Source organism: Niallia taxi (genome assembly GCF_032818155.1).
In the GTDB taxonomy this organism is placed as follows: Bacteria; Bacillota; Bacilli; order Bacillales; family Cytobacillaceae; genus Niallia; species Niallia taxi_A.
This window is the reverse complement of sequence record NZ_CP102589.1, coordinates 2,580,236-2,606,686: the sequence shown is the minus strand read 5'-3', so window position 1 is coordinate 2,606,686 and position 26,451 is coordinate 2,580,236. Positions and strand designations below refer to the sequence as shown.

The 26,451-nt window shown below is 37.4% G+C and carries 23 protein-coding genes; 14 read left to right on the top strand and 9 right to left on the bottom strand.

Annotated elements, in window-relative coordinates; translation table 11 throughout:
* Nucleotides 1–84 precede the first annotated feature (84 nt).
* Nucleotides 85–3,438 (top strand): hypothetical protein, encoded by a 3,354-nt coding sequence (locus NQZ71_RS12910; RefSeq protein WP_317010769.1) that lies wholly within the window; start codon nucleotides 85–87, stop codon nucleotides 3,436–3,438.
* Nucleotides 3,439–3,554: 116 nt separating this feature from the next.
* On the top strand, nucleotides 3,555–4,262 hold the full coding sequence (locus NQZ71_RS12905) for a class I SAM-dependent methyltransferase (RefSeq protein ID WP_317010768.1): 708 nt from the start codon (nucleotides 3,555–3,557) through the stop codon (nucleotides 4,260–4,262).
* Between the two features lie 29 nt (nucleotides 4,263–4,291).
* Here NQZ71_RS12905 and NQZ71_RS12900 read toward each other — a convergent pair whose 3' ends face one another.
* Nucleotides 4,292–4,882 (bottom strand): sortase, encoded by a 591-nt coding sequence (locus tag NQZ71_RS12900; protein WP_144454816.1) that lies wholly within the window; start codon nucleotides 4,880–4,882, stop codon nucleotides 4,292–4,294.
* On the bottom strand, nucleotides 4,872–5,834 hold the full coding sequence (locus NQZ71_RS12895) for a processed acidic surface protein (RefSeq protein ID WP_144454817.1): 963 nt from the start codon (nucleotides 5,832–5,834) through the stop codon (nucleotides 4,872–4,874). The genes NQZ71_RS12900 and NQZ71_RS12895 overlap by 11 nt, the downstream gene beginning before the upstream one ends.
* Before the next feature lie 192 nt (nucleotides 5,835–6,026).
* Between NQZ71_RS12895 and NQZ71_RS12890 the strand changes: the two genes are divergently transcribed.
* Nucleotides 6,027–6,362, top strand: coding sequence for an antibiotic biosynthesis monooxygenase family protein (locus NQZ71_RS12890; RefSeq protein ID WP_127741301.1), 336 nt, complete (start codon nucleotides 6,027–6,029; stop codon nucleotides 6,360–6,362).
* A gap of 50 nt (nucleotides 6,363–6,412) precedes the next feature.
* Here NQZ71_RS12890 and NQZ71_RS12885 read toward each other — a convergent pair whose 3' ends face one another.
* Together NQZ71_RS12885 and NQZ71_RS12880 are read right to left on the bottom strand one after the other, a co-directional pair.
* Nucleotides 6,413–7,435, bottom strand: coding sequence for a potassium channel family protein (locus NQZ71_RS12885; RefSeq protein ID WP_317010767.1), 1,023 nt, complete (start codon nucleotides 7,433–7,435; stop codon nucleotides 6,413–6,415).
* 119 nt (nucleotides 7,436–7,554) lie between these two features.
* The gene (locus tag NQZ71_RS12880) at nucleotides 7,555–9,105 is read right to left on the bottom strand and encodes an ABC-F family ATP-binding cassette domain-containing protein (RefSeq protein ID WP_144454819.1); all 1,551 of its coding nucleotides are present in this window, start codon (nucleotides 9,103–9,105) and stop codon (nucleotides 7,555–7,557) included.
* 559 nt (nucleotides 9,106–9,664) lie between these two features.
* Between NQZ71_RS12880 and NQZ71_RS12875 the strand changes: the two genes are divergently transcribed.
* The gene (locus tag NQZ71_RS12875; RefSeq protein ID WP_317010766.1) at nucleotides 9,665–10,210 is read left to right on the top strand and encodes a hypothetical protein; all 546 of its coding nucleotides are present in this window, start codon (nucleotides 9,665–9,667) and stop codon (nucleotides 10,208–10,210) included.
* A gap of 11 nt (nucleotides 10,211–10,221) precedes the next feature.
* Here the strand turns inward: NQZ71_RS12875 and NQZ71_RS12870 are convergent, their stop codons facing one another.
* Nucleotides 10,222–10,527, bottom strand: coding sequence for an Hsp20/alpha crystallin family protein (locus NQZ71_RS12870; protein ID WP_317010764.1), 306 nt, complete (start codon nucleotides 10,525–10,527; stop codon nucleotides 10,222–10,224).
* A gap of 125 nt (nucleotides 10,528–10,652) precedes the next feature.
* Nucleotides 10,653–10,799: a small acid-soluble spore protein P gene (locus NQZ71_RS12865; RefSeq protein ID WP_127741427.1), complete on the bottom strand. Its 147-nt coding sequence runs from the start codon at nucleotides 10,797–10,799 to the stop codon at nucleotides 10,653–10,655.
* 170 nt (nucleotides 10,800–10,969) lie between these two features.
* Between NQZ71_RS12865 and NQZ71_RS12860 the strand changes: the two genes are divergently transcribed.
* From NQZ71_RS12860 to NQZ71_RS12850, 3 genes are all read left to right on the top strand, one after another.
* Nucleotides 10,970–11,230: a hypothetical protein gene (locus NQZ71_RS12860; RefSeq protein WP_127741291.1), complete on the top strand. Its 261-nt coding sequence runs from the start codon at nucleotides 10,970–10,972 to the stop codon at nucleotides 11,228–11,230.
* 659 nt (nucleotides 11,231–11,889) lie between these two features.
* Complete coding sequence (gene acnA, locus NQZ71_RS12855) at nucleotides 11,890–14,595, top strand: aconitate hydratase AcnA (protein ID WP_144454822.1); 2,706 nt, start codon at nucleotides 11,890–11,892, stop codon at nucleotides 14,593–14,595.
* Nucleotides 14,596–14,728: 133 nt separating this feature from the next.
* Nucleotides 14,729–15,118 (top strand): rhodanese-like domain-containing protein, encoded by a 390-nt coding sequence (locus NQZ71_RS12850; RefSeq protein ID WP_144454823.1) that lies wholly within the window; start codon nucleotides 14,729–14,731, stop codon nucleotides 15,116–15,118.
* Nucleotides 15,119–15,175: 57 nt separating this feature from the next.
* Here the strand turns inward: NQZ71_RS12850 and NQZ71_RS12845 are convergent, their stop codons facing one another.
* The 3 genes from NQZ71_RS12845 to NQZ71_RS12835 form a co-directional block, all read right to left on the bottom strand.
* Nucleotides 15,176–16,153, bottom strand: a complete 978-nt coding sequence (locus tag NQZ71_RS12845) for a D-2-hydroxyacid dehydrogenase (RefSeq protein WP_275005426.1) — start codon at nucleotides 16,151–16,153, stop codon at nucleotides 15,176–15,178.
* The gene (locus tag NQZ71_RS12840; RefSeq protein WP_317010763.1) at nucleotides 16,153–17,370 is read right to left on the bottom strand and encodes an aminotransferase-like domain-containing protein; all 1,218 of its coding nucleotides are present in this window, start codon (nucleotides 17,368–17,370) and stop codon (nucleotides 16,153–16,155) included. Before NQZ71_RS12840 ends, NQZ71_RS12845 begins: the two co-directional genes overlap by 1 nt.
* A gap of 95 nt (nucleotides 17,371–17,465) precedes the next feature.
* The gene (locus NQZ71_RS12835; protein ID WP_317010762.1) at nucleotides 17,466–18,647 is read right to left on the bottom strand and encodes an MFS transporter; all 1,182 of its coding nucleotides are present in this window, start codon (nucleotides 18,645–18,647) and stop codon (nucleotides 17,466–17,468) included.
* Nucleotides 18,648–18,953: 306 nt separating this feature from the next.
* Here NQZ71_RS12835 and NQZ71_RS12830 point away from each other — a divergent pair, with 306 nt between their 5' ends.
* The 7 genes from NQZ71_RS12830 (at nucleotide 18,954) to NQZ71_RS12800 (ending at nucleotide 26,396) form a co-directional block, all read left to right on the top strand.
* Nucleotides 18,954–20,288, top strand: a complete 1,335-nt coding sequence (locus NQZ71_RS12830) for a glutamine synthetase family protein (RefSeq protein ID WP_144454827.1) — start codon at nucleotides 18,954–18,956, stop codon at nucleotides 20,286–20,288.
* 439 nt (nucleotides 20,289–20,727) lie between these two features.
* Nucleotides 20,728–21,657, top strand: coding sequence for a manganese-dependent inorganic pyrophosphatase (locus tag NQZ71_RS12825; RefSeq protein WP_260053984.1), 930 nt, complete (start codon nucleotides 20,728–20,730; stop codon nucleotides 21,655–21,657).
* A 144-nt stretch (nucleotides 21,658–21,801) separates the two neighbouring features.
* Entirely contained in the window at nucleotides 21,802–22,500 is a 699-nt protein-coding gene (locus tag NQZ71_RS12820) for a response regulator transcription factor (RefSeq protein WP_275005434.1), read from the top strand.
* Nucleotides 22,497–23,861 carry an ATP-binding protein gene (locus NQZ71_RS12815; protein WP_317010761.1) on the top strand — a complete coding sequence of 455 codons (1,365 nt, stop codon included), beginning with the start codon at nucleotides 22,497–22,499 and terminating at the stop codon, nucleotides 23,859–23,861. The genes NQZ71_RS12820 and NQZ71_RS12815 overlap by 4 nt, the downstream gene beginning before the upstream one ends.
* The gene (locus NQZ71_RS12810) at nucleotides 23,858–24,562 is read left to right on the top strand and encodes a PepSY domain-containing protein (RefSeq protein WP_144454831.1); all 705 of its coding nucleotides are present in this window, start codon (nucleotides 23,858–23,860) and stop codon (nucleotides 24,560–24,562) included. Before NQZ71_RS12815 ends, NQZ71_RS12810 begins: the two co-directional genes overlap by 4 nt.
* A gap of 100 nt (nucleotides 24,563–24,662) precedes the next feature.
* Entirely contained in the window at nucleotides 24,663–25,220 is a 558-nt protein-coding gene (locus NQZ71_RS12805; RefSeq protein ID WP_144454832.1) for a PepSY domain-containing protein, read from the top strand.
* Nucleotides 25,221–25,877: 657 nt separating this feature from the next.
* Nucleotides 25,878–26,396 carry a TlpA disulfide reductase family protein gene (locus tag NQZ71_RS12800; RefSeq protein WP_317010760.1) on the top strand — a complete coding sequence of 173 codons (519 nt, stop codon included), beginning with the start codon at nucleotides 25,878–25,880 and terminating at the stop codon, nucleotides 26,394–26,396.
* The last annotated feature ends 55 nt before the right edge of the window (nucleotides 26,397–26,451 follow it).

Below are 26,451 nucleotides of genomic sequence, written 5' to 3'. Positions count from 1 at the left end.
CTTTTGTACATATTATTGAAATTTCTCAATAAATATTGTAATATTACACATTATGTACAAAATTATCATAAGGGGTTATGGTGAATGACTGAGAATTCATTTTTGATAAAGCTTAAACAGCTTAAGGATCACGAATACATACGTTCGCAAACATACGAAGACGTTCTTTCCGGTTATAAGAGCTATGTCCAAGATAAAGAAGCAGCAGCTCCTTTTTCGAAGAAGGAACTGATACAACAAGACAACATACTTGAACAAAAACAAATTCGCGAAAAGAAGAAAAAAATAAAAAAAGTTCGCAGTAAGGAAGAGCTGCGTGAGCGTAATATTTCTTATCTTTTGTATCTTGGCGTTTTCTTGCTTTTGCTAGGTGGACTTTTTGTAGCAACAAGCAATTGGAGCACAATGGCTGGGTGGATGAAGGCAGCAAGCATTTTCTTTGTCTCTATTTTATTTTTTGGATTTGGCTTTATCGCAAAAAATATTGTGAAAATAGAAAAAACAGCTTTTGCCTTTACTGTTCTCGGCGGATTATTTCTGCCTATTGGATTTCTTTCCGTCAGTTTCTTTCATTTAGCAGGTTTTTATCTTTCATATGAAGGGGAAGGAAGATATCTGTTTGGGGCGATAGCAGGAACAGTACTTGTGATTGTTTATCACCAGCTAGCGAAAAGGATGGAATCAGCTTTTTTTCGTGTCTTAGCATTAACGGCTGTTTCGTCAACTGTTGCCTTTTTGGTATTAGCATTATCCTTACCGATTGATGTATTCACACTTTTAATGGTTATCTTTAATTTCTTGATTATTCTGTTTATGGCAAAATACAAAAAAGCCTGGTTAAGTGGTTATCTTCGTCTCCTGCCTGTTTATATGCTTGTACACATGATTGTGACAACTTTATTCATTAGCTTTATCTATGAATCTTCGATATTTCAAGGCTGGAATTTTTTATTGATGAGTGCTGTCTACTTCCTTTTCCTCCTTGAAACAAACAAGAAAGACGTTCATTTTTTGGTAACAGTGACTGCAAGTGCTGGAGTTTATCAGTTTTTTTCTCACGAATTTCTGTCTAACTGGATGCCAATGGCCTTTGCTGGTTTAGCTGGCGTCTTCCTTTTCTTAAGCATGGTGAAAAAAGAAATGAATTTGAAAAAAACATGGGAGCATACAAGTATTGCGGTTGGTTTGGCAAGTCTTATTTACAGTGCTGTTTTTCGACTAGAGCTTGTTTGGAGCGGTTCATATATTATCACGATAACATTACTGCTGCTAGGAGCCCAATTTGTATACTTAACGAAACACCTTCATACACGTATTATTCCATATTTGCCTGCCGTATTATGGGGGGCGAGCCTTTGGCAGCTTGCGTTAAAATGGAATCTTGTTAACGATCTAAACAGCTTCTTAGTGGTCAGTTTTGTCAGTGCCTTTCTTTTATTACTTTTGTTAAGCCTATTTAATAATGTTCCAATGCTGCAAGTGATAAAAAGAAGCTCAAGCGATGTTACGCTTGGTACTATGTTTTTATGTACGTATGGAAGCGCCATGTTTTTCTTTGGCGGTTGGGAAGTGTGCTTTATGCTCTTCCTGCTTGGATTCACCTTATTATATATAAAGAGGCAAAACGTTGAGATAACAGGCTTTGCATTATTAAATTTAATTATTCCTATTGTTTATAGTGTTGCGTTTGTCGCATTGTTTTCAGCTATACAATGTCTGCAAGATCTAGGGCCCTTCGTTTCTGTTGCTTTGGCTAGTATCAGCATATTAGCTTTAAGCAAATGGTATCAAAGAATAGATGAAGGAATGGGGAAAAACGGGTTTTATATTAGTCAATTTATGTATATGGTGGCAGTGCTATTGACCGTTACAGCGCCAGCTAATAGTGATATTGCAAGAACAGCTGTCTATGCTGGTGGGATTTTTGTTTTTTACTTGTTTTATCAATTACGACGAGAAAAAGCAATCCCATGGCTGATTACTGCAGTATCGTGCTTCTGCTATTTTTCCTTAATTGATTTGCTGTTTTCGTCATCAGATTGGATTTATGAGAAAAGTTCTCTTTATGGCTGGATTCTGGTGTTGTTAGCTGCAGTAGTTATGAAAAATAAAGACTTTAAGCTACCTTTAGCAGCATTTGGTCATACGTATTTATTAATGGCATTAGGCTTTGATGTTATATTTAACTATAGTAACGCAATGCTTCAATTTGTGTTCAGTTTTATTGCCTATTCAGCGAGTGCATTTATGATAAAACAGAAGTATGTAAAAATACTCATGCAATATGGAGCATATCTTTCGTTTTTTATGTTTTTCGCATTCGAAAAGCATCTTGCTTTTGTTGGCGGTACAGAAGTATCGCAAGGTTTTCTTTATACTAGCATTCTTATATTATGTCAACGCTTGTACCAGAAACGGAATAGCGGTAAATCATTACTGTTATTTTTTATCCCGTTTAGTTTGCTGGGAATTGTTTCTTGGCTCATATTAGCAGAATTCTCTTATTATGAATTTTTCATCAGTCTCCTTTATTTGATTATTTACTTGCTCCTTATGCATATGGATAAAAAACACTTTTTGATTGCACCAGCAATGCTGCTGTTATTCTGCAGTACAGAAAGGCTTATGTATGCACAGGATTTTCTGCAAGCTGATCGGTTTTTCTTTTATGCTATATTAGGAGTGCTTCTTATCATTATAGGAATGTGCTTATACAAAAGACTAGCCACATTTAAAAACGATATATTGAGTGCAGTAGATCTATATAGTATTAGTGGCTTCCTTGCATTTGTCTTCCTGCTGTTTACAAATACAGATCTATTATGGATGAAGGCGGCACCAGGTGTTCTCTTGGCTATATCTATATATATCCAAAAGAGAAGGGTGGCCAAGAATAACAGTTGGGTGGCAAAAATAGCCGCAATGTTCGTTCTTCTGCAGCCATATTATACATTGCTTCATGAACTGCCGATTTCTATTTACTACACCATGGAACTGCTGTTACTGCCTTGGTTTATCTTGATATGGATTTGTAAAAAATTAAAACCTGATCATCTGCAGTTTATAATAAAAGCAGAGTGGATCTTTCTGCTATTTTCAGCGGTATGTTTAATAATTGATGGGTTAAAAACATCTGACATTATGGATGCCATAATTCTTGGGAGTTTATCATTACTGTCAGTTATTGGAGGTTTTTATTTCCGCTATAAATCCTATTTCTTTATTGGTATAGGCGTACTTCTTTTAAATGTCCTTTTGCAAACTAGACCATATTGGGGCAATATGCCATGGTGGGCATATCTGCTCATTGCCGGCAGCGTTTTAATCGGCGCAGCCAGCTTTTATGAAATGCAAAAGCAAAAGGGAGGCAACAATGTCCTTCTGTTTATAAAGGAGTGGAAAACAAAAATAGCTGCTGTCTTGGCAAAATGGAGTTAATATTAACGAAACATTAGGAACCATGCTTTTGCATGGTTTTTTTGTAGTAGAAAAAGGATTGTAAACAATCTACAAAGAATATACACAAATATGTGTATTTAAATAGGAGGGAAACAATGAAAGCGAAAATACAAAAGGTATTTGATTCTTTATCTACTGTTTACGAAAACCAAGTTGATGACTCTAGCTTTTATAATACACAATACGAACGGCCAGGAATGTTGGCAGAATTAGAGCAAGAATTACATGGCAAGAAAATCCTTGATGCAGGGTGTGCAGCAGGGTGGTATGCAAATGAACTGCTTTTAAGAGGGGCTGATGTAACTGCTGTAGACGTTAGTCCACAAATGATAGCAGCCACAAAACGAAGAATTGGTGATAGAGGAAAGGCGTTGTGCTTGGATTTAGAGGAACCGCTGCCTTTTCCCGATTCTTCCTTTGATTTGATTATCAGCTCATTGACACTTCATTATTTACAAGATTGGACAAAGGTGTTTGCAGAATTTAACAGAGTTTTAAAAAGCGGCGAGGAGTATTTATTTTCTGTCCATCATCCATTCATGGATATCAATATTTCTGAGAACAAATGCTATTTTGAAACAGAAGCACTAACAGATATCTGGAATAAACAAGGCAAAGAATTCGAGGTCCCGATGTACCGCAGACCCTTACAAGATATAATCAATGAAACAACAAAGGCATTCACGCTAACAGCAATAAAAGAGCTCCAACCAACAGCGAAACTAAAAGAGTTAAAAGCGGAGAGTTATCAGTATTTGATGAATAACCCACATTTTCTCCTTATTAAAGCAAAAAAACAATAACCTGCAAAAAAATAGCAGGTTATCGTAGGCTATTTGGCTGCAGACATGTCTTTATTTATGAGATCTGCCGTCACGATAAAGCGTTCTGGTGCATCACCAATAAAGTAGAATGGATAGCATGTTGTTAATGTTAAAACAGGTCGGCTTTTTGGTGTTACTATATTTTCAGCGGAGGCAGATACCACCTCTGTTTTACGGATTTTATAGGTGAAGGTTCCACTACTCGTTTGAAGGATAATTCGATCATTTTTTGCTACATCCTTTAGAAAACGAAAATACGTGTCCCGATGCCCTGATATTACCGTATTATTACTTTCGCCAGGGTTTGCACTGCCTGAAAAGTGGCCAGCTCCCTTAGCTAAAGTAGAGGGGTTTGTCCCTTCGAATATTGTTACTTCTTTGTTTTGCTTTGGTGCAATCAGTATGCCGAACCAATCACCTTCTTGTGGTGAGGTGCTTTTGACAGCTCTGGAACTAAGTTCTTTTGTAACTTTGGCAGAAACTGAGGACAGCGGTTTGTTTGCATTCATCAAATGGACCGAATTGGAAATAACAAAGGCCATACCAACCACGATTAATGTATATGCACATACAGACAGGGTGATAGATTTACTTTTCATAAAGCTTTTTGCTCTTATTCCGTAACAGAATGATGCAGCCAGTTAATACGCACAAATATCCTGCAAATAAAAATAATGGGATAAAAGATGCAGTGTTTGGAAGCTGTGAATCATAAAGTGTTGTTAAGTTTCCGCTTAATTCAGCCAAATTCACCACTTTGTCAGCCGCAGCTACAGCAAATCCGCTCGTTAGTTTTTCCGGAGAGATAACGGTATCTACAAGCAAAGCATCGTTGCTGTCGTAAATCTCTAAAGCTACCGTGTCATATTGTGGTGCTTGCAGAAATTCATCGAGTACAATTTCATTTCTATTGCCGTTATCGTCAACAGAATAAAAAACAGGAGTTAATTCGAGCTGTTTGCTGACATTTTTCCATATCGACAATAAGGTTTCTTTATTAGAAGAAGAAAGCTGCTCTTCCTGATCCATCGCGGCAAAAGCCTGTAGTTCTTCCTTCCAGCCAGAAATATTATTTGCAAGAGCTTGTTTGTCGAGCTTTTTAAAATGCTGATACAAACTAGCCGTTTCGTCTTCTGTCATCCCAACATTCAGCAAAAATGCCTCTAAATTTTGCATTTGCTCTTCATGATTTTGATAAAAGTCAATTGCGACATCTAAATCCTCTATGAACCAGTAATCTTGAACACTTTCATTGAAACCAGTCAGCAAAATCTCCAATTCTTCCTGTGTCATATTATAGTTTTTCAGCAATTTATTTAAATTATCAGGTGTGATTGGTGTGCCCAGATAATCCTTTAAGCTTTCGATTGAATCAAAATGTTCTAAAGAAAGCTCTTTATCGCTTAAATAGTTTTCCAAATCATCAGTTGTCCATCCGAGCGAATTGGCAAGTTGGCTGACCTCCTCGTTTGTTGGCGCAGCGAATGCTCCAACCGGATTCAAGAGTAATAACAAGCAGGCAAGTGTGGAAAGAGTGATACCTCTTATCATAGCAAAGACCTCCAATAAATCTAATTATTGGTATTATTTGCTGTCGTTAAAAAAACATACAGTATTTCCAAAAAAAAGCGAACGTAAGGAAAAATAACGGTAAGTTCAGCAAACAGATGGTTATTAATTGACAATGATAATCTTTATCAATAGAATAAAAAATATACTTTATGATGGATTGGAGAGAGATGTATGTTTGTAATCACTCGAAATATGGTTGTGAAAGAAGGAACATCTGACCTTGTTGTTAATAAGTTCAGTCAAGGTGGCATCGTGGAGGAGCAGGAGGGCTTTGTTGATGTCAGTGTTTATGTGAAAAAAGTACGCCGTGGTGATGAAGAGGTTTTACTTATTTTTAGATGGGAATCAGAAGAGGCTTGGAAGAATTGGGAGAAGAGTCCTGCCCATATTGAGGGACACCGAAAAAATATTGGCAAGCCAAAGCCAGATCATATTATCTCTGTAAAAGTCGATAAGTATGAGTTAAAAGCAGTCAAAAAAGGGAAACAGCACACAGAAACAAATTAAAACGCAGAGGGCAAAGTATATGTAGTATATTGTAGCCCTCTATAAATGGCTTATTTAAAATTTATTATCGTTGTTTCACTGCAGACAATTGTCAATGTCGCATCAATCGGGAGAGTCTTTTTTGCTTTTGTTGCAACATCTAAATCATCATTAACGGCAATAAGTGTTGCACCTGACGAGAATACACCCTCTGCAGCATCTTTATATGTTTTCCATTCTTTTTTCGCTTTAATTTGATGCCAGTCTGAACCTCTGTCATTTGAGAGCAAATCATTTAATAAAGTGGCACTCCCAGAATGCAAGCATTCCCTTGCAATTAAGAGTCCAACCGATTCATAGGAATAAACGAATCTTTCGACATTTGCATGCTTAAAGCGTGGCTTATGGGAAGCCTTGCGAATTTCAACTGTTGTATGCATATTAACCGAATACTCATTGGACAGGTCCTCAACACCTAATGCAATCAAGGCTGTTGTTCCGTCTGCCGCTAAATCATTCTCAATTGCTTCATCTGAAAAAATGAAAACACGGTCTGCAACAGGTAAGTTTGCTTTTAACAATGTTTCGTCTTCTGCTGGATTTCCATTAATAAAAAACACATAATCTTCATTGTAAGGGTTCTTATCAAGCTTGCTGTCTATCAGCACTATCGGCATTTTCGCATTCGAGCTCTTTACCTCCTTAATGGCTATGGCTGTTTTCTTGCCATATCCAATAAAAATTACATGACCATCCCTTTTGTAGTCCAATTTTCCTTCCTCCTTCAGCCTTTTATAGTCAGAAAGCATTTGCTGAATTTTTCCAATAAACACAGTCAGGGTCATGATTCCATACAGGAAAAAGACCATCGCAAATATACGACCGGCGATGGAGGTAGGGTAATAGTCTCCGTAACCAACTGTTGTGGAAGTGACCATCGTATACCATAAGCTGTCGAAATAGCTTGGAAAGGTCGCTGGCTCCAAAAGGCGAAACAGCCATGCAGCACTTAAAATCACTCCAAAGGTGATCAGTAAAATGGCTGAAAAGCTAAAGTTAATAATGACTTTCCAGATTCGCCCAAAGAAATACAAATTGCACCTCCTAGCCATATTTTCATCAAAAAAAACTATCAAATAATGAATATTCGTATGAATGGAATTTTATCCATCATAAAGCAATTCATCATTGATAGTTTTTTATTATTAATTAGTTAGTTATTTTGGTTAGACCAATCTTCTACATTCCAAACCTTTGTTACCCAATCTTCATAAAAGTCAGGTTCATGACAAACGAGCACAACGGTACCTTTATAAGCTTTCAGTGCTCTTTTCAATTCTTCCTTAGCCGAAATATCTAAGTGGTTTGTCGGTTCATCGAATAGCAGCCAGTTGCTTTCTTCCATTAACAGCTTGCATAAGCGGACTTTCGCTTGCTCGCCACCGCTTAATTGATTAAGTGGTCGTGAAATATGCTCGTTTTTTAACCCGCATCTTGCAAGTGCAGCGCGAACTTGGTGCTGATCCATGCTTGGGAAGGAATTCCATACATCTTCAATTGGAGTTAAATTGCCTGCTTTTACTTCCTGTTCGAAATAGGAAGGATACAAGAAATCTCCACGCTCTATTTTTCCGCTAAGCGGTTTAATTTTGCCAAGCATTGTTTTAAGCAATGTTGATTTACCAACACCGTTACAGCCGACCACAGCAATCTTTTCACCACGTTCAATGGTAACAGACATCTTCGGTAGCAGCGGGTCTGCATAACCAATTTCAAAGTCTGTTCCTTCAAAAACATATCGGCTGCTTCCGCGGGATTCTTTAAACTCAAATGTCGGCTTTAAAGCAGTTTCCGGTCTGTCAATGCGCTCAAGACGGTCTAATTGCTTTTGACGGCTTTTTGCTCGTCCAGTTGTAGAATATCTCGCTTTGTTTTTGGAGATGAAATCCTCTTGTTTTTTAATAAATTCCTTTTGTTTCTCATACGCATTCAAATGCTGGTTTTTGTTGATTTCCGCAAGCTCAAGGAACTTATCATAGCTTGCTGTGTATCTCGTAAGCTTCGAAAATTCAAGATGGAAAATAACATTTGATACTTGGTTCATGAATTCTGTATCATGAGAAATCAAAATAAAGGCATATGGATATTCCTTTAAATAAGAGGCAAGCCATTTAATATGCTCCACATCGAGATAGTTTGTCGGCTCATCCAACAATAGAACTTGCGGCTGTTCAAGTAATAGCTTTGCAAGCAGAACCTTTGTTCTTTGACCACCGCTCAATGCTGCAACATCACGCTCTAGTCCAATTGCATCAAGACCTAACCCGCGTGCTGCTTCTTCAATTTTTATATCAAGTGTATAAAAGCCGCCTGCATCCAGCTTATCCTGGATAACACCCATTTCATCCAGTAATTCTTCCAGCTCTTCCGGTGTAGCATCACCCATTTTGGCTGTTACTTCATTTAACTTTTCTTCTTCTTTAAATAGTGGAAGGAAAGCATCCTTTAATGCATCGCGAATTGTTTTTCCTGGTGTAAGTACTGTATGCTGATCCAAGTAACCGTAATGGACAGAAGGAATCCACTCGACTCTACCGGCATCATGAATTAGTTGTCCTGTAATAATATTCATTAATGTTGATTTACCAACACCGTTAGCCCCAACAAGACCGACATGATCCTCTGCAAGCAAACGGAAGGAGACATCTTTAAATAGAGTTCTATCTCCAAATGTATGACTTAAATTTTCCACATTCAATAACATAAGTTTATATCCTCACTTCATTATAAAGTACATGTATGAGACAAATCGCCAATCAATGGCAGTATCCATTTCTTCATGATACTAAAATAATGAACAGAAAACTAGACTAGTTGCTTTATTTCTATTATTTTCATTGTAAATCCATTGAAATCGTCCTGCCTGCTGTGAACCTTTCGCTGTTATTGTAGAAGCCGACAGCTTGTAAAAGGCTGTTTTACTGGCTAAGGAGGCAAGCGATTTGTCATAGCCCTGTCAACAATTACAGCAAAGCTGCTGCTGGTATTGTAGTAAAAAGGGGAAAGGGATATGCTGGTCTGATAGAAGCAGTCAAACATTTATAAATATATACGACGGGAGTCATGCCCAATTGATTGAAAATGCTTTGGAACAATGCAATTGGTGACAATTCAAAAGCAAGCTAATATATACAACAGTCAGCGAATAAAATACCAATTGTTTTAGGTTTTGGAGGATTGTCAGTATATGAAATCGAAGAAAGAATAAATAGTCTTTAGACATATTGGTTTGGGGGATTAATGGAAAGGAGCAGTTTCGTGTTATGAAGGGAATTTATTTAACTGCAATATTATGCCTTGCATTCATACTAAGTCTATATTTACTTGCTTATTATACAGAAAGAAAGTCACGTAATAGTAAATGGATTGAGGTGTATTTACGGTTAAGAAGGCATAATCCTTATTACGGCTATATTTTAGCTTTAACAAGCAAAAATGATAAAGCCGTGATCAGCAATTATCGTAGACTTGTTAAGCTCCCTCTGTATAGAAGGCTATATCCTGAGGTGACAATCCTCTTTTGTTTTTACTTTAATAGCACAAACGGAGTAGAAGGGGAAATAAAAAAAATTACTTGTAAAAATAAACAAAAATTTTTCAAGCAAGTGTTAAGAATAGGACATAAAAAGGAACCGCTAGTTAAAGAAGAGCTATGTTCTATTGATAGCTTGTGGATGCAGGAAGTGCTTTATGCCCTTGCTGATAAACAAAAGGGTGATTACCATCAGGAGCTTTATCATTGGAATAAAGGATTAAATGATGCAAATGGTATCATTTATTATACGCTGGAAAAAGTAATAGATCATTAAAGCTAAAAAAGTTAGTCCTTGGTAATTTTTACTTCAAGCAGGCCGTTTGAAAAGGTAGAGTTAATTTTTTTACCTTCGATTATGGTTGGGAAATATACAGTTCTTGTTTTAATATTATTTTCTAAGTCTGTCGTTGTAATGGTTAAATAATTTTCCTTAACAAGTGGTGAAAAGGTTTCCTTTGTTGCAAATGGCAGCAAGCATTCAACCAAGTAATAGGTATCTGCTTCATATGCATCAACTTGAAACTCCGCTGCGTCTAAATAATTAACAAGTAAGCCAAATTCATATAACCACTCAGAATAATCATTGTTCATAGCATTTCACGCCTTTTTTGAACCAATGTATTCTTAAATGCTTAAACATGTGCACAAATAACGCCCCTGCTGATGAACAACTGATTTCATCAGCAGGGGAAGGATTCTATAGTAAATCTTTGGAATTAAAAGTCATGACCACTGTTATGCTTTTGTCTTGTATGGTTGCGGTTTTTTACTTTTTTGCTGCCGCTAAGAGGCTCTGGCTGACCGCCATGATGGCCTTTAGGTGAATTTTTGCGCATGTCTTTGCTGTCGTTTTTATTCATTATTCTCATCTCCTTTGCATTTGAAAAGCAATTTGCCCTTCTTGATTAGAATGAGAGAAATATCAGTTGTTTATACCGAATATTTTTCTTACGGCTTGAGCAATTTAATTGTAGGGTTTCTTTCCTGCTGACAACAACGAATAATGATGTGAAAATGGATAGGAGGAAATACAGTGTTTTATCAAAGTAATAAACAAGAAGCTTTTCAAGCTGCGCAAAATAATATGACTGAAACTCAGTCTTTATATGAAAGTATCGTGAAGGACTCAGCAAGCTATGGCCATCAGCTAAAGCATTTGAAGCAAGAGATTAATGAGACATATCAACAAATCGAGAATGCATTAGAGGTTGCTTCAGAGCATCAGCGTCAACAACTTGAAACTTTTCAAAATGATTTGAAAAATATTGTTAATGAAGTTAATGAGCTTTCATAAGCGGTAAGAAAAAATGGAGGCTGGGACATAAGTAAGTGAATCTGCATGAAACCCGAACTATTTTATCGACCAACGATTGAATAGTTCGGGTTTTTGTGTTTTTTAGTTTTAATACATTGATTAGAAAACTTAGTGGAATGGAGCGGAGGTCACACGACTACTAAGGGAAATAGAGGACGCTTTAGACCCCGCAGGCGAAGACGAGGAGGATCAGCTTCCTCCCCGCGGAAAGCGCGAGGACGAGCGTACAATGAAACAAACTAATTTTAAACCCATATTCTATTTAGTCACGTGTTTCATTTTTCAAATTTAGATGTAATTTTATTATTTATGTTTAGAAAGGTTATTCTTTTGTTTTGTCCCAGCCTCTTTTGGTTTTTTTTTCTATTCATTTTTCTGGAAATGAATGACACTAGCTGTGCATTAGTGGTTTGCCTTCAATGCTAGCTTTCTAGCTTTATATCAAATGCCATTTTCCTTATTTCATTTAATGGGTCATAAGTAGTACTTATTACAAATGATAACTTTCTTATTATTTACTTATCAATATTAGTGTATTAAAATAAATGAGGATGTAAATGACAAAAAAGATAGAAAGTACGAAATATTCGACTATTTTTCTATTTTTGGTATATGATTACATGGAGGGGGTAATACATATGGCAAAAGATACTTACAATGCACGTAAATCATTCGAGGTTGATGGGAAGCGTTATCATTACTATCAATTGGAAGCATTGGAAAAAGCGGGAATCGGTAATGTTACAAAATTGCCGTACTCTATTAAAGTTCTATTGGAATCTGTATTAAGACAAATGGATGGTTTCGTCATTAAAGACGAGCATGTGGAAAACCTAGCAAAATGGGGAACAGATGAACTGAAAGAGATTGATGTGCCATTTAAGCCTTCAAGGGTTATCCTTCAGGATTTCACTGGTGTTCCTGCTGTTGTTGACTTGGCATCTTTAAGAAAAGCAATGGCTGATCTCGGTGGAGATCCAAGCAAAATTAACCCGGAAAAACCTGTTGACCTTGTCATTGACCATAGCGTGCAGGTCGACAAATATGGTACGCCAGATGCGTTGACAGCAAATATGGATCTTGAATTTGAACGCAACGCGGAGCGCTACCAATTTTTGAGCTGGGCTCAAAAAGCTTTTGACAATTATCGTGCAGTACCACCTGCAACAGGTATCGTACACCAAGTAAATTTAGAATATTTAGCAAATGTAGTGCAAGTAGTTGAAAATAAAGAGGGCGAATTAGAAGCATTCCCAGATACGCTTGTCGGAACTGACTCTCATACGACGATGATTAACGGAATCGGCGTGCTTGGTTGGGGTGTCGGCGGTATCGAGGCAGAGGCAGGTATGCTTGGACAACCATCTTACTTCCCAGTACCTGAAGTAGTGGGAGTTAAGCTTATTGGTGATATGCCAAACGGTTCAACTGCAACTGACCTTGCTTTAAAAGTAACGCAAGTGCTAAGAGGCGAAGGGGTTGTTGGAAAATTCGTTGAATTCTTCGGACCTGGTATTTCCCAATTACCGCTTGCTGACCGTGCGACAATTGCAAACATGGCGCCAGAGTACGGTGCAACTTGCGGATTCTTCCCAGTTGATGAAGAATCATTGTCCTACATGAGATTGACTGGCAGACCAGAAGAGCAAATCAAAGTGGTAGAAGAATACTCTAAACGAAATGGGCTGTTCTTTGATCCTAGCTTTGAACCAGTTTATACAAAAGTAATTGAAATTAACCTTTCAGATATTGAAGCAAACCTGTCTGGACCAAAACGTCCTCAAGACTTGATTCCATTATCACAGCTTCAAAAAGCATTTGTTGAGTCTGTCACTGCACCAGAAGGAAATCAAGGCTTTGGCTTGAAAAAAGATGAGTTTGATAAATCAGTAGATATTAAGTTTGCTAACGGTGATTCCACAACGATGAAAACAGGCTCTGTTGCTATCGCTGCAATCACTAGCTGTACAAATACGTCTAACCCATATGTGCTTGTTGGAGCAGGTCTTGTTGCTAAAAAAGCAGTTGAGCTTGGTATGGAAGTACCGAAGTTTGTAAAAACTTCTTTGGCTCCAGGATCAAAGGTAGTTACTGGTTATTTGAGAGATTCAGGCTTATTGCCGTATTTAGAGCAAATTGGCTTTAATCTTGTTGGGTATGGCTGTACGACTTGTATCGGTAACTCCGGTCCGTTGAGAGATGAAATCGAAATGGCTGTTGCTGATGCTGATTTACTTGTTACTAGCGTACTTTCTGGTAACCGTAACTTTGAAGGCCGTATTCATCCGCTTGTAAAAGCAAACTACTTGGCATCACCGCCATTAGTTGTGGCATATGCACTTGCTGGAACAGTTGACATTGACTTGCAGAAGGAAGCAATCGGTAAGGATAAAGATGGAAACGATGTTTTCTTCAAGGATATTTGGCCATCAACAGAAGAGGTTAATGAACTTGTAAACAAGACAGTAACTCCTGAATTGTTCAAGAAAGAGTATGAGCGAGTATTTGATGACAATGAGCGCTGGAATGAAATTCAAACTAGCAGCGATTCCTTGTATACATTTGATGAAACAAGCACATATATTCAAAACCCGCCTTTCTTTGAAGGACTTAAACCGGATCCGGAAAAAGTACTTCCAATTAAAGGGTTGAAAATTGTTGGTAAGTTTGGGGATTCTGTTACAACAGACCATATTTCTCCAGCTGGAGCTATTGGTGTTAACACTCCTGCAGGGAAATACTTAAAAGCAAATGGAGTAGAGCCTCGTGATTTCAACTCTTATGGTTCTCGCCGTGGTAACCATGAAGTAATGATGAGAGGTACATTTGCAAATATCCGTATCCGTAACCAGATTGCTCCTGGAACAGAGGGTGGATTCACAACGTATTGGCCATCAGGTGAAGTGACATCTATTTATGATGCTTGTATGCAATATAAAGAAGATGGCACAGGTTTAATGGTTCTTGCTGGCAAAGACTATGGGATGGGATCTTCCCGTGACTGGGCTGCAAAAGGTACGAACCTGCTTGGAATTAAAACAGTTCTTGCAGAGAGCTTTGAGCGTATCCATCGTTCTAACCTTGTATTAATGGGAGTTCTTCCATTGCAGTTCAAGGCTGGAGATACTGCTGAATCACTTGGTTTGACTGGTAAAGAGACGTTCAATGTGTATGTTGATGAAACAGTTAAGCCACGTGATTTCATTGAAGTTACTGCAACAGATGAGGATGGCAACAAAAAGACTTTTGAAGTCCTTGTTCGCTTTGATTCTGAAGTTGAAATTGACTACTACCGTCATGGTGGTATCCTGCCAATGGTGCTTAGAGATAAATTAAAGAATTAATTTAGACAGAAGAGGCTTCCTATCGCATTAGGAAGCCTCTTTTTTGTTGTGAAAAAAGATCATTCTATTAGGTAAATTAGGAAAAGTTTGCTACTATAGAAATGTAGGAAATTAAACTATAGGAGTGATTTAAATGGCATTGACATTCGGAAAGCTATTAGAAGAAGCACGCAGTAACGTTAAAGGTATCTCATCAATTGAAGCAAAAAAACAAATAGAAGAAAAACCTAATACATATGTAATTGATGTACAAGACGCTACAGATGCAGGTGCTTGTGGTTTAATTCCTAGCAGTGTTAATATTTCACTTGGCATGCTGCCAATACGCGCTGATTTGGAGCTTCCAGAAGAGCTTCGCAACGCAGAATTAGCTGACCGTAATAGACCTGTATTAGTAACATGTGGTCTTGGTGGACAAGCTGCATTAGGCGCTTATTTACTTAAACAAATGGGCTTCACTGATGTTGCGTTCATTGAAGGCGGAACAACTGCTTGGAAACAAGAGGGCTTTGAAACAGTTTAATTAGGCAAGCAAATAGGAAGGCGTGAATTTACGCCTTCCTATTTTTTTGCGTTCCTATTAATAGCCTAGTTCTTTATTTACGACATTGAGAAGCTCCTTGCCTTCTATAAATCTTGTAAGGTTTTCTATAAATATATCCATATAACGCTCCATGCTCCTAGGAGAATAATAGGCATTATGCGGAGAAATAATGACATTATCAAGCTCCCAAAAAGGATGATCGCCAGGTAATGGCTCTATATCAAATACATCAAGGGCAGCGCCTTTTATTTGCTGACTATATAATGCCTGCAGTAAATCCTCTTCTACAATTGTATTGCCTCTTCCGATATTAATTAAAAAGGCAGATTCCTTCAGCAAGCGAAGCTTATGTTTATCGATAAAACGATATGTTTCCTTAGTAGATGGCAATGCTAAAATAAGAAAATCAGCATTTTTTATTACCTCGTCTATTCTCTCAAGCCCGACAACTTGATCTGCAGGGTCATTGTCAAGGGTGTTAGCAGGTCGTTTGCGGCAGCCGACTACATTCATGCCAAGTGCTTTGCATCTTTTCGCAATTTCCTTGCCAATTTCCCCGTAGCCGACAATTCCTACATTAGAACCTTCTAAATCTTTAATCTCCGTATTGCTCCAAATCTTTTTGTGCTGATTTCGAAGCATTGTCGGAAGTCCTCGCGAAAAAGCAGAAATCATCGCAACCGTATGTTCGGCAATAGGGATAGAAGTACAGCCTTTTGTATTTGTTATTATTATATCACTATTGATTGTCTCTTTATGAAGAAGTGCATCAAGTCCGACACTCATTGATTGTACCCATTGAAGATTTGGTGCATATGGCTGTATTGTTAATGGATCAATTAGTCCCAATGTTAAGACGATATTGCATTCGCTTAAATCATGTGTTAATTGAGGTTCCTCTTTGCCAAATGTCCATGGTTCAAACAGAACGGTTGCTCCTAGTGCTTTTATTTTGTTAAGATACTTTTCCGGAATATTGTACCTAACATAAATAACCGGCTTTTTACCAGCCATTAGTTAGCTTCCTCCATTGGTAAACTGCGAAGGTGTTGGTAATAAATTTCAGCAAGACGCTTAATTGCTTCTTTAATTTTTTCCTCATTACAGTAGGTGAAGCATAGTCTCATTGTATTATAGCCTTCTTCCTCGAGGAAGAAATGACGGCCATCTAAATAAGAGACGCCTGCAGTCATCGCAGCATCGACAAAAGTGCTAGTATTAACCCCTTGTGGAAATGTTACCCATAGGAAGAAGCCGCCTTCTGGTGAAACAAAGCTAACTTCGTCACCGAAATGCTCCTTAATTGCTGCCACCATTGCTTCTTTTCTTGTTTTGTACATCGTGCTCAAATTGTTAATATGTGACTCGATATCCAATTGCTCTAACACATTATAGGCTACTTCCTGCACATAGACGCTTGTTAGTCCATCTGTCTTAAGAATACGCATTTTATTAATAATTTCACTTAAGCCAATTGCCCATCCAAGCCTGATTCCTGGAGCAATCACTTTTGAAAAGGTACTTAAATAAATAACTCTGTCTGGACCGAAGGAATGGATGGAAGGTAAGTATGTGCCATCAAAGGAAAGCTCCACATATGCATCATCTTCAAGAATGATGAAATTATATTCATAGGCAAGCTCAGCCAGTTTTTTTCTGCGATCAACAGAGAGATTAACTCCGCCAGGATTATGGTAGTTAGGCATAATATACAGAATTTTTGGCAATGGCTTTTGTTGCAGCTTTGCCTCGATAAGTGCCTTTTCTACATGCTCGACAATAATGCCGTTTTCATCAATAGGAAAGGAGCGTAAATTTACCTGTGCTAAATTAAATGTTCGGATAGCACCAAAGAAACAAGGTGCTTCAATCCAAATGTCGTCACCTGGGTCTGTAAGTGTTCGGGCAACTAAGTCAATTGCCTGCATGCTTCCAGACGTCACGATAATTTGATCTTTTTTTGCATATACTTCTCGCAGCTCAGAACGCTTCAAAATCCAATTAACAATATTACTAATCCCAGTTCCACCTGTATAGGACATTGCGCCTGATCCTTGTGTTTTCATTGCACGTTCTGTTGCTGTAACCATTGTATCAAGAGGAAAGGACTCTGGAGCAGGAAAGCCGTAGGAGAGGGGGATAACATGATCAAGTGATCCGGCAAAGGAAGAACCGATAATCTGCATGTCTGGAAATCTTTTGCTGAAGGAAATATTTTTCATAGAATTCATAATGTTAGCACCATCCTAATATTTAATAGTTTGTATATTTTAAAAATTAACACTATTCTAAAAATTAATCTAGCTATTTACTGTAAAAAATATCTTTATTTGGTTATAGTCCTGGAATGCATGCGTTGTTCTGTAAAAGATTTAGAAAATGAAAAATAGAAAAATAAACAGATACAGAGAACAAAAGCCATTAAAAATGGACCGAAATGAGCCATTGAATAGAGAAGGCCTGCTAGAAGTGGACCGACACCTCGACCAAGACTATCCATTGCTGCTTGAAGACCCATTACTGTTCCTTGACCAATAGTGTTTTGTCTGGCAAGCATGCTGATTAATGTCGGTCTAGTAAATGCACTGCCGATTCCTATGAAGATGCAGCCTATAAACACAACAGACAAATGAAACGACAAAGCTATACAGGCAAAACCAAGCGCTTGAATAATCAACCCAAAAGAGGCGGCCGCTTTCTCTGTGAGGTGCTTGCACACAAAGCTAAACAAGACAAGCTGTACGAAAACCGCTGCACCAGATTGAACACTAAAGGCGGCGCCTGTTTCAAATGGAGTTGCAAAAAAGCGCTCCATTAACAAGAAACCTAGCATGGAGAACAAGCTAGAAGCAGCAACTGCCATGCCTAAGGTGATGAAAAATAATTGCTTGTAGTCTTTTTCAAACAAAAACCTTATAGACTGAAGGAAATTAACCTCATGCTGTTTTGCCGTTCTTTTGTGCTGACCCTCGCTTATGAATATCCATACAAAGGGAATGGCTAACAGGCTTAAAAGCCCTGAAAGAAAAAATGGTGCGGTCATGCCGAAGGGGGAAAGGAGTGATCCTGCTAGTGGGCCGCATAAAAAGCCCAAGCCGCTTGCTGCTCCCATTTTTGCGATGGCCTCACTTCTGTTTTTCTTGTCATAGAGGTTAGTAACAAGTGCCATTGCAGCAGGCTGCATGCCAGAAGAAAGAATCGCGCCAATTACTCTGATTAATAAAAGGGAAAGGTAGGAGTTTGCTGCCAATAATAATAGAAAGGCAACTCCAAATCCACCAAGACCAATAAGCAGGACAGGCTTTTTCCCAATTCTATCAGCGAGCATCCCCCAAAACGGTACACTGAAAAACTGAGCCAATGCCCATCCAGTAATGAGTGTCCCCATCTGAAAGGAGCTTAAATCTAAGCTTGCGGCAAGGTAAGGCAAAGCCGGAAGGACGACACCATAGCCAGTCATCGAAAGAAAGGTGATAAAGTACAGCAAATAAAGAGATTTTTTTGTCAAACTGTTACCTCTTTCCATTGAAAGACATTCATATATATGTGCAACTATATGTGATTTATTTCGAATATGGAAATATTAAAATGATACGAAAACAAGAGAATGATGAAGAGAAAACAATAAAAGTAGTTATTTTTAATGTATTTTCGGATTTTTACAAATATTAACCCATACACAAATTTCTGGTAATGTAAACGCTATCTTTAAAATATTTTAAAAATTTTAAAAAAAGATATTGTATAACTATAAATAATTTCTTATAATGAATTCAAGTTAGATATTAGAACATTGATTGTGAGGTAAATTGACATGGCTGAAATTACATTAGAACAGATTCAAAGTATCATTAAAGAAAAAAACGTTGAATTATTGCATATGCAATTTGTCGATATTGAAGGAATTCTGAAAAATATCACAATTACAGCAGCTCAATTAGATGATGCAGTAGAAGGGAAAATCATGATTGATGGTTCTTCCATTAAAGGATTTTCACCTATTAATAAATCGGATTCTTACTTAGCCCCAGATTTAAACACATTTGTTGTGTTGCCTTGGACAGAAGAAGAAGGATACTCAGAAGCACGTTTCCTTTGCTCTGTAACTAATCCTGATGGCACATTATTTGAAGGCGACACACGTAATGTTCTTAAGAAAACAGTTGCACGTGCTGCAGAACATGGCTATACAATTTCTGTAGGACCAGAGTTGGAATTCTTCTTGTTCGAAACAGATGCACAAGGATATCCAACAACAGTTTTAGGTGATAGAGGCGGATACTTTGAGCCATCTCCGAAAGACTTAGGTGAAAAGGTTCGTGTTGAAATCTTCAAAACATTAAGAGCAATGGGCTTTACAATTGAAGCATTGCATCATGAAGTGGCAGAAGGCCAGCATGAAATTAACTTTAAATATGCAGACGCTCTTGGTGCGGCTGACCTTGCAACAACTTATAAATGGGTTGTTAAAACAATTGCAGCACAATACGGTTTGCATGCAACATTCATGCCAAAACCAGTATTTGGCATCAACGGCTCTGGAATGCATGTTAACATGTCATTCTTCAAAGACGGCGAAAACATTTTCTATAATGAGTCTGATGAATTACAGCTTTCAAGCGAAGCTTACTCTTTCATTGCAGGTATCCTTGATAACGTTAAGAGCTTCGTAGCGGTAACAAATCCGCTAGTAAACTCTTATAAGCGTTTAGTGCCTGGCTATGAAGCACCAGTATATCTTGCTTGGTCTGCTTCTAACCGTTCTGCATTAATTCGTATTCCTGCGAAAAAAGGCATGGCTACTCGTGTAGAATTACGTTGTCCAGATCCAGCATCTAACCCATACTTAACATTTGCAGTTATCGCTTCTGCTGGTTTGGATGGAGTAGAAAAAGGATTGAAAGCTCCAGCACCTGTTAATGAAGATATTTTCCACATGACAGATGCACGTCGCGAAGAACTAGGCATCGAAAGCTTGCCAGGCGGTTTAGAAGCAGCTGTTGCTGAACTAGAAGCAGGTGAAATCGGTCTTAAAACACTTGGCGAGCACGTATTCTATGAATATGTTGCAGCGAAAAAAGCAGAGTGGGATAACTACCGTACACAAATTCATGCTTGGGAAATTGAAAATTACCAATTTAAATTCTAATAGTTTTATAGATAAGGTTTGGACATAAGCATTTAAGTCCAAGTTAAAGCTGAACTAGTTTATCGATTTTTGATGAATAGTTCAGTTTTTTTGTTTAAAAACATAAATGGAGCACACCCACTCTACACCCGCAGAAAGTGAGTGGGTGTGCTTAATCTAAAGCTATATTCTAATTAAATTCCAAGCTCTATGTTTTAAAGTTTTATTATTCATGTTTAGAAAGGTTATATTTTGTTTTGTGTCATCCACTTTCGCAGTGCTAACTAGCAGACAAAATCTATTAGCTCTAGCACAAAATTACAATTCCAATAAATTAAGAGGGAGATTTTGTCTAACGATTCTTTATTTTTGCTTGCGATATGATACAATAAATACATTGATAAACGGCGCAACCTTGTTTATCTATATCAATAATTTCAGTTACAAGGAGAATTAAAGAATGGGAAAAGTTTTAGTTTTTGGTCATAAAAATCCAGATACGGATACGATTTGTTCTGCTATCGCATATGCAGAATTGAAAAAGGCATTAGGAGTTGATGCAGAAGCTGTTCGTCTAGGTGACATCAATGGCGAAACACAATTTGCTCTAGATACTTTTAAAGCAGAAGCTCCAAGATACATACAAAAGGCTTCAGAAGAAACAGATTCTGTTATTCTTGTAGACCACAATGAATTCCAGCAAAGTGTGGAAGACATTAAAGAGGTTTCTATCCTTGAAGTTATCGACCACCACCGCATTGCAAATTTCGAAACTAGTGATCCTCTATACTACCGTGCTGAGCCAGTTGGTTGTACAGCAACGATTCTTAACAAGCTTTACAAAGAGAACAATGTAGAGATTAAAAAAGAAATTGCTGGTTTGATGGTTTCTGCTATCATTTCCGATTCCTTGTTGTTCAAATCTCCAACTTGCACAGAGCAGGATGTTAAAGCAGCTCAAGAGCTTGCTGAAATTGCAGGGATTAACCTTGAGCAATACGGGTTGGACATGCTGAAAGCTGGCGCTGATTTAAGCGATAAAACAGTAGAACAATTAATTAGCCTTGATGCGAAGGAATTCCCAATGGGATCATATAAGGTTGAGGTTGCGCAAGTAAACGCTGTTGACACAAATGATGTCCTAGCTAAGCAAGCGGAAATAGAAGCAGTATTAAACAAAGTGATTGCTGAAAAAGAGCTTGATTTATTTTTACTTGTTGTAACAGATATTTTGAATAATGATTCTGTTGCACTTGCACTTGGTACTAAAGTGGATGCTGTTGAACAAGCATTTGGAGTAAGCTTGGAAAACAATACTGCATTGTTAAAAGGTGTTGTTTCACGTAAGAAACAAATCGTACCAGTATTGACAGAAGTTTTATCTAAATAAGAATTAACGGCTTTTCTGCACAATATTCATCCTTATGGATGAACATTAGCAGGAGAGCCTTTTTTTATTTGCGTATACACTATAATATAAAGTAGAGGATAAATGCTATTTAACATAGATACTAAAACGAGGGGGCTTATGAATTTGACAAAGGATAAAATTCTTGTGATTGAGGATGAAAAGAAAATAGCAAGAATTATTACAATGGAGCTGGAGTATGAAGGCTATGAAGTACATGCAGAGCATGCAGGCGAACAGGGGCTCGAAAAAGTGCTTGCAGGCAAATGGGATCTTGTTTTGCTTGATGTGATGCTGCCAGAAATAAGCGGGCTCGAAATCTTAAGAAGGATACGCAATGCATCTGTAAATGTACCAGTGATTTTGTTGACGGCCAGAGATTCAATTCCAGACAAGGTAACAGGACTTGACTTAGGTGCCAATGATTATATGACAAAACCCTTTCAAATTGAAGAGCTCCTCGCCCGAATTAGAGCGAGCCTGCGCATCAGCAAAATGCAAATGAAACAAGAGCAGGAAAAAATCCTGCAAGTAGACGATTTACAGGTTTTTGTGAAATCATATTCAGTGAAAAGGGCAAATATCGATATTGAGCTCACACCAAGAGAATTCGAACTACTGCTTTATTTAATGGAAAATAAGAATATTGTGTTGTCAAGAGAACAGATCTTAAATCATGTATGGGGCTATGACTTTATGGCAGATACAAATGTAGTGGATGTTTATATTCGATATTTGCGTAAAAAAATCGATTATGAGTTTGAAAAGCAGTTGATTCAGACGATTCGTGGAATCGGGTATGTTATTAAGGATACTACTATATGAAAGTAAGAACCAGAATTCAAGTTTTTTCGACATTATTACTGGTAATAATGATGATTTGTTTAAATACGACCATATATTTTGTTTTTCAAAAAGAAATCCTGCGAAATGAGACAAATGAAACTGCAGCTAAGCTAACACAGACAGCAAGAAATATCCAAACTGCTACAACAGAAACGAACCAAAATGCCCTTCTGCGCGCATTTGTCCCAACAGAGGGGATGATCCGTGTTATTGACGCAAAAAACACTGTCCTTTTTACAAGTACAAAGGATTCGAGTTATGCAGAAATGGAGCATTTTTATTCAGAGGCACAGGCTGAAGAAGTTTTAAAGCACGATGGGATTACCTTCTCTGTCGCATCAATGCCAGTTGTTTGGAATAATGGCAATATTGTAAAGCTGGAGATGTCGGAAAATATAGACAGTTCTGTAGGGATATTACATATTTTGCAGCTGATTTTAATTATTGGCACAATACTTATTATCGTGCCAACCTTTTTAGCAGGAAGAGTGCTTTCAAGCTTTATTTTAACGCCAATTCAATCATTGATAAAAACGATGGAGGATATCCAGTCTAACGGTAGCTTTCAAAAGCTGCCTTTAAAAGATAAAAGCAAGGATGAGCTATTTCAACTGGGGACTACCTTTAATAACATGATTTCGAGGTTAGAAATTCAATACGACAAGCAGAAGCAATTTGTATATGATGCATCACACGAGCTGAGAACACCGCTGACGGTTATCGAAAGTTATGCAAATATGCTGAAGCGCTGGGGCAAAAATAAACCGGATGCATTAGATGAAGGAATCGATGCAATCCTTTCAGAAGCAGTGCGAATGAAAGAAATGACAAATGATATGCTTGAATTGGCAAAGGCAGATGATCTCCTTGAGCTGCAGATAGGGGAACTAAATTTATGGGAGCTCTGCTGTCAGACAGCAAAGGATATGGAAATGGCGACTGGCCGTAAGGTTGAAGTTGATGCAGCTAGTAAAGAAGTGATCATTACCGCAGACAGACAAAAAATGAAGCAGCTTCTGCTTATATTTATTGATAATGCATTTAAATACGGCGCTGATCATGTAACCATAACTGCTTTTATAAACGCTAAAACAGTATTTTTGCAGGTAAGCGATAATGGCTTTGGCATTGCCGAGGATCACAAGGCCCTTATATTTGATCGATTTTTTCGGACTGATAAGGCGAGAAATAGAGAGACTGGCGGAGCTGGCCTTGGCCTTGCTATTGCAAAGCAAATAGTCGATGCACATAATGGGAAAATTGAAGTGCAAAGTGTTCTTGGTGAAGGCTCCACATTTATTTGCTCTTTCCCTGCAGATATAAAGGCGGTGAGTAAATGAATGTAAAGAAAAAACTGTTAATCACCGCAGCCTGTATATTGCTATTTGTCCTACTAGCTTTCGGGATTATTGCTGTCTATTTAAAAAATACTGATTCGATTACAGAAACAAAGGCAAAGGAATTTGTTGTGACTACTTATGGTGGAACAATAAATAGTATTTCGGAAAAGAAAGCGGAGGAAGGTGACATTTTTAATATTGTGTTTGAAAACAATACTGGCACATATCAAATGGAACTAATAAAGAAAACAGGCAAAATTTTATCACTTTCTTTGCAATCATTAAAAAATAACGTTGCCATTAGTGGTCTTATGCAGGAAAACGAAGCGATCACTCTTATTAAGGAACAAATAAATGGTGACTTATTAACAATAGAAGAAAAAATGCAAAATAAAATATCTTATTACTCTTTTATTATTAAAACAGACACTAATGAACAGGCTTATTTGTTAAATCGGCAAACAGGTGATATTACAAAAGAAGCTGTAGGAGACAGTTCAGAATACATTTCTCAAGAAAAAGCCGAGGAAATTGCATTGATAGAAATACCGGGCAAAGTTGCAGAGATAGAGCTGGAAGAGGATGATGATTTTGGACTCGTCTATGAGCTTGAAATAGATACAGATCATAATAAAGAGGTAAAAATGTATATCAATGCCTATACAGGTGTTATTGAATCTATTAACTGGGAGGAAGATTAATACACTCATTAGAATTTCTCATCAATTTCTCATATTTCTGCTCATGTCTTATCATTTTCTCAGGATAAGATGAAATTATAGAAAAGAAGGAGGAATTCACATGAATTTTATTAATAAAGCTTGGAATAAATTAAAGCAATCAAAATGGTTGAAATACGGTGTTGGTGCTGCGGTCATTGGTTTTGGCGGGGCAGCAGCATATGACTTTGTTGACGACAGAGATGTATATGCAAATGGTGGTATTGTTAAGAGCATTACACAAGCAGAACCAGCTGTATCAAAGCAAGAAGCAGCTGATATTGCCGGTAAAGAAAGAAACACGATGGTGGAAGAAGTAGAGCAAGAATACACTCAAAATGGAGACTCAGTTTACCAAGTAGAATTCGCTGATGATCAAGAGGATGTATATGTTGACGCAGAAAAAGGCACTGTAATAACAAAGGATATGCTGGCTGAAAAAATAAAAATAACAGAAGAAAAAGCTAAAGAAATAGCTTTAAAAGAAGCAAGTGGAGTAATAACTGAATTCGATTTAGATGAAGAGAATGCCCATTTTGTATATGAGCTTGAAGTAACCTCACAAAATGGCACAGAAACGGAAATGACCATATCAGCAGAAACAGGCAAAATTTTAACAAAAGAACAAGACAGATTTTAAGTGGAGCAGCCTTTATAAGGCTGCTTTTTAATTTTTATAACATTAAATGAGGCTGGGATAAAAGTATGTGAATATGTATAAAAACCGAACTATTTAATCATTCTTTGATTAAATAGTTCGGTTTTCGTGTTTATTAGTTTTAATACAATGATTAGAAATTCTAGTGGAATGGAGCGGAGGGCACTCGACTCCTGCGGGAAATAGAGGAAAGGATGAGACCCCGCAGGCGAAGACGAGGAGGCTCATCTTCCTCCCCGCGGAAAGCGAGTGACTGTAGCGCAATGAAACGAACTAATTTTAAACCCCTATTCTATTTAGTCACGTGCTTCCTTTTTCAAATTTAGATGTAATTTTATTATTCGTGTTTAGAAAGGTTATCTTTTGTTTTGCCCCAGCCTCTTTTAATTTTTAAAACTTTAAATATGACAATATTCGCAACATTAAGTCAAGTGTATATATTTTTGTCTAGAAAACGGTTAAAGTAAAGGAAGCAGGAACAAGGTTTAAGCTGATTCATTATTAGCATGCGTATTAAATAAGGTGTTTCTCTGCACTATTAATTCTATGGATTCAAAAACACTTCCAGAAAAAAACATTGTAAATAAAGTGAAATAGGAAAACTTAAAAATAATGATGATTAAATTGAGGTGAACTCATATGAAAAAAACAGCATTATTTTTAAGTATCCTAATTAGTTTCAGCATTATTTTTTTAGATATACCACAAACAGCTGCTAATAAGCTTGAAGCTAATATTGGCGTTAATGTGGGTAATATAGCACCAGATTTTACATTGAAGAATCTGCAAGGAAAGGATGTGCGCCTATCCAGTTTAAGAGGGAAAAAAGTAATCATTAATTTTTGGGCAACATGGTGTCCGCCATGCAAGCAGGAAATACCTGAAATTGAAAAGTTCTATCAAGAGTACAAGGGGACTGTTGAGGTATTGGCAGTAAATATTGATGGCGGCAATTCGGAAGCTGTGGCTCTTTTTACTAAGAAAATGAATGTTTCTTTTCCTGTCCTTTTGGATAATCCTGATGGGATTAATGAAGCATATAAAGTAATGACAATTCCAACCACATTTTTTATTGACGAAAATGGAATTATTACGAACAAATACTTCACTGTTATGTCATTAAATGTAATGGAAAAGTTAATAAAAAGTAAAGATTGATTGTAAGCGCTTTACAATAATGCGGACATCCCTTATAATGAAGGCGTAACAAAAC

What these genes read in the sequence shown, in the direction of transcription:
- NQZ71_RS12840 (WP_317010763.1), bottom strand. Translation starts at nt 17,370, where the DNA reads ATGAATTCTATGAAAAATATTTCCTTCAGCAAAAGATTTCCAGACATG.
- NQZ71_RS12870 (WP_317010764.1), bottom strand. Translation starts at nt 10,527, where the DNA reads ATGAACAATGATTATTCTGAGTGGTTATATGAATTTGGCTTACTTGTT.
- NQZ71_RS12850 (WP_144454823.1), top strand. Translation starts at nt 14,729, where the DNA reads ATGGCATTGACATTCGGAAAGCTATTAGAAGAAGCACGCAGTAACGTT.
- NQZ71_RS12845 (WP_275005426.1), bottom strand. Translation starts at nt 16,153, where the DNA reads ATGGCTGGTAAAAAGCCGGTTATTTATGTTAGGTACAATATTCCGGAA.
- NQZ71_RS12910 (WP_317010769.1), top strand. Translation starts at nt 85, where the DNA reads ATGACTGAGAATTCATTTTTGATAAAGCTTAAACAGCTTAAGGATCAC.
- NQZ71_RS12800 (WP_317010760.1), top strand. Translation starts at nt 25,878, where the DNA reads ATGAAAAAAACAGCATTATTTTTAAGTATCCTAATTAGTTTCAGCATT.
- NQZ71_RS12895 (WP_144454817.1), bottom strand. Translation starts at nt 5,834, where the DNA reads ATGATAAGAGGTATCACTCTTTCCACACTTGCCTGCTTGTTATTACTC.
- NQZ71_RS12825 (WP_260053984.1), top strand. Translation starts at nt 20,728, where the DNA reads ATGGGAAAAGTTTTAGTTTTTGGTCATAAAAATCCAGATACGGATACG.
- NQZ71_RS12905 (WP_317010768.1), top strand. Translation starts at nt 3,555, where the DNA reads ATGAAAGCGAAAATACAAAAGGTATTTGATTCTTTATCTACTGTTTAC.
- NQZ71_RS12805 (WP_144454832.1), top strand. Translation starts at nt 24,663, where the DNA reads ATGAATTTTATTAATAAAGCTTGGAATAAATTAAAGCAATCAAAATGG.
- acnA (WP_144454822.1), top strand. Translation starts at nt 11,890, where the DNA reads ATGGCAAAAGATACTTACAATGCACGTAAATCATTCGAGGTTGATGGG.
- NQZ71_RS12830 (WP_144454827.1), top strand. Translation starts at nt 18,954, where the DNA reads ATGGCTGAAATTACATTAGAACAGATTCAAAGTATCATTAAAGAAAAA.
- NQZ71_RS12890 (WP_127741301.1), top strand. Translation starts at nt 6,027, where the DNA reads ATGTTTGTAATCACTCGAAATATGGTTGTGAAAGAAGGAACATCTGAC.
- NQZ71_RS12810 (WP_144454831.1), top strand. Translation starts at nt 23,858, where the DNA reads ATGAATGTAAAGAAAAAACTGTTAATCACCGCAGCCTGTATATTGCTA.
- NQZ71_RS12880 (WP_144454819.1), bottom strand. Translation starts at nt 9,105, where the DNA reads ATGTTATTGAATGTGGAAAATTTAAGTCATACATTTGGAGATAGAACT.
- NQZ71_RS12815 (WP_317010761.1), top strand. Translation starts at nt 22,497, where the DNA reads ATGAAAGTAAGAACCAGAATTCAAGTTTTTTCGACATTATTACTGGTA.
- NQZ71_RS12900 (WP_144454816.1), bottom strand. Translation starts at nt 4,882, where the DNA reads ATGAAAAGTAAATCTATCACCCTGTCTGTATGTGCATATACATTAATC.
- NQZ71_RS12875 (WP_317010766.1), top strand. Translation starts at nt 9,665, where the DNA reads ATGAAGGGAATTTATTTAACTGCAATATTATGCCTTGCATTCATACTA.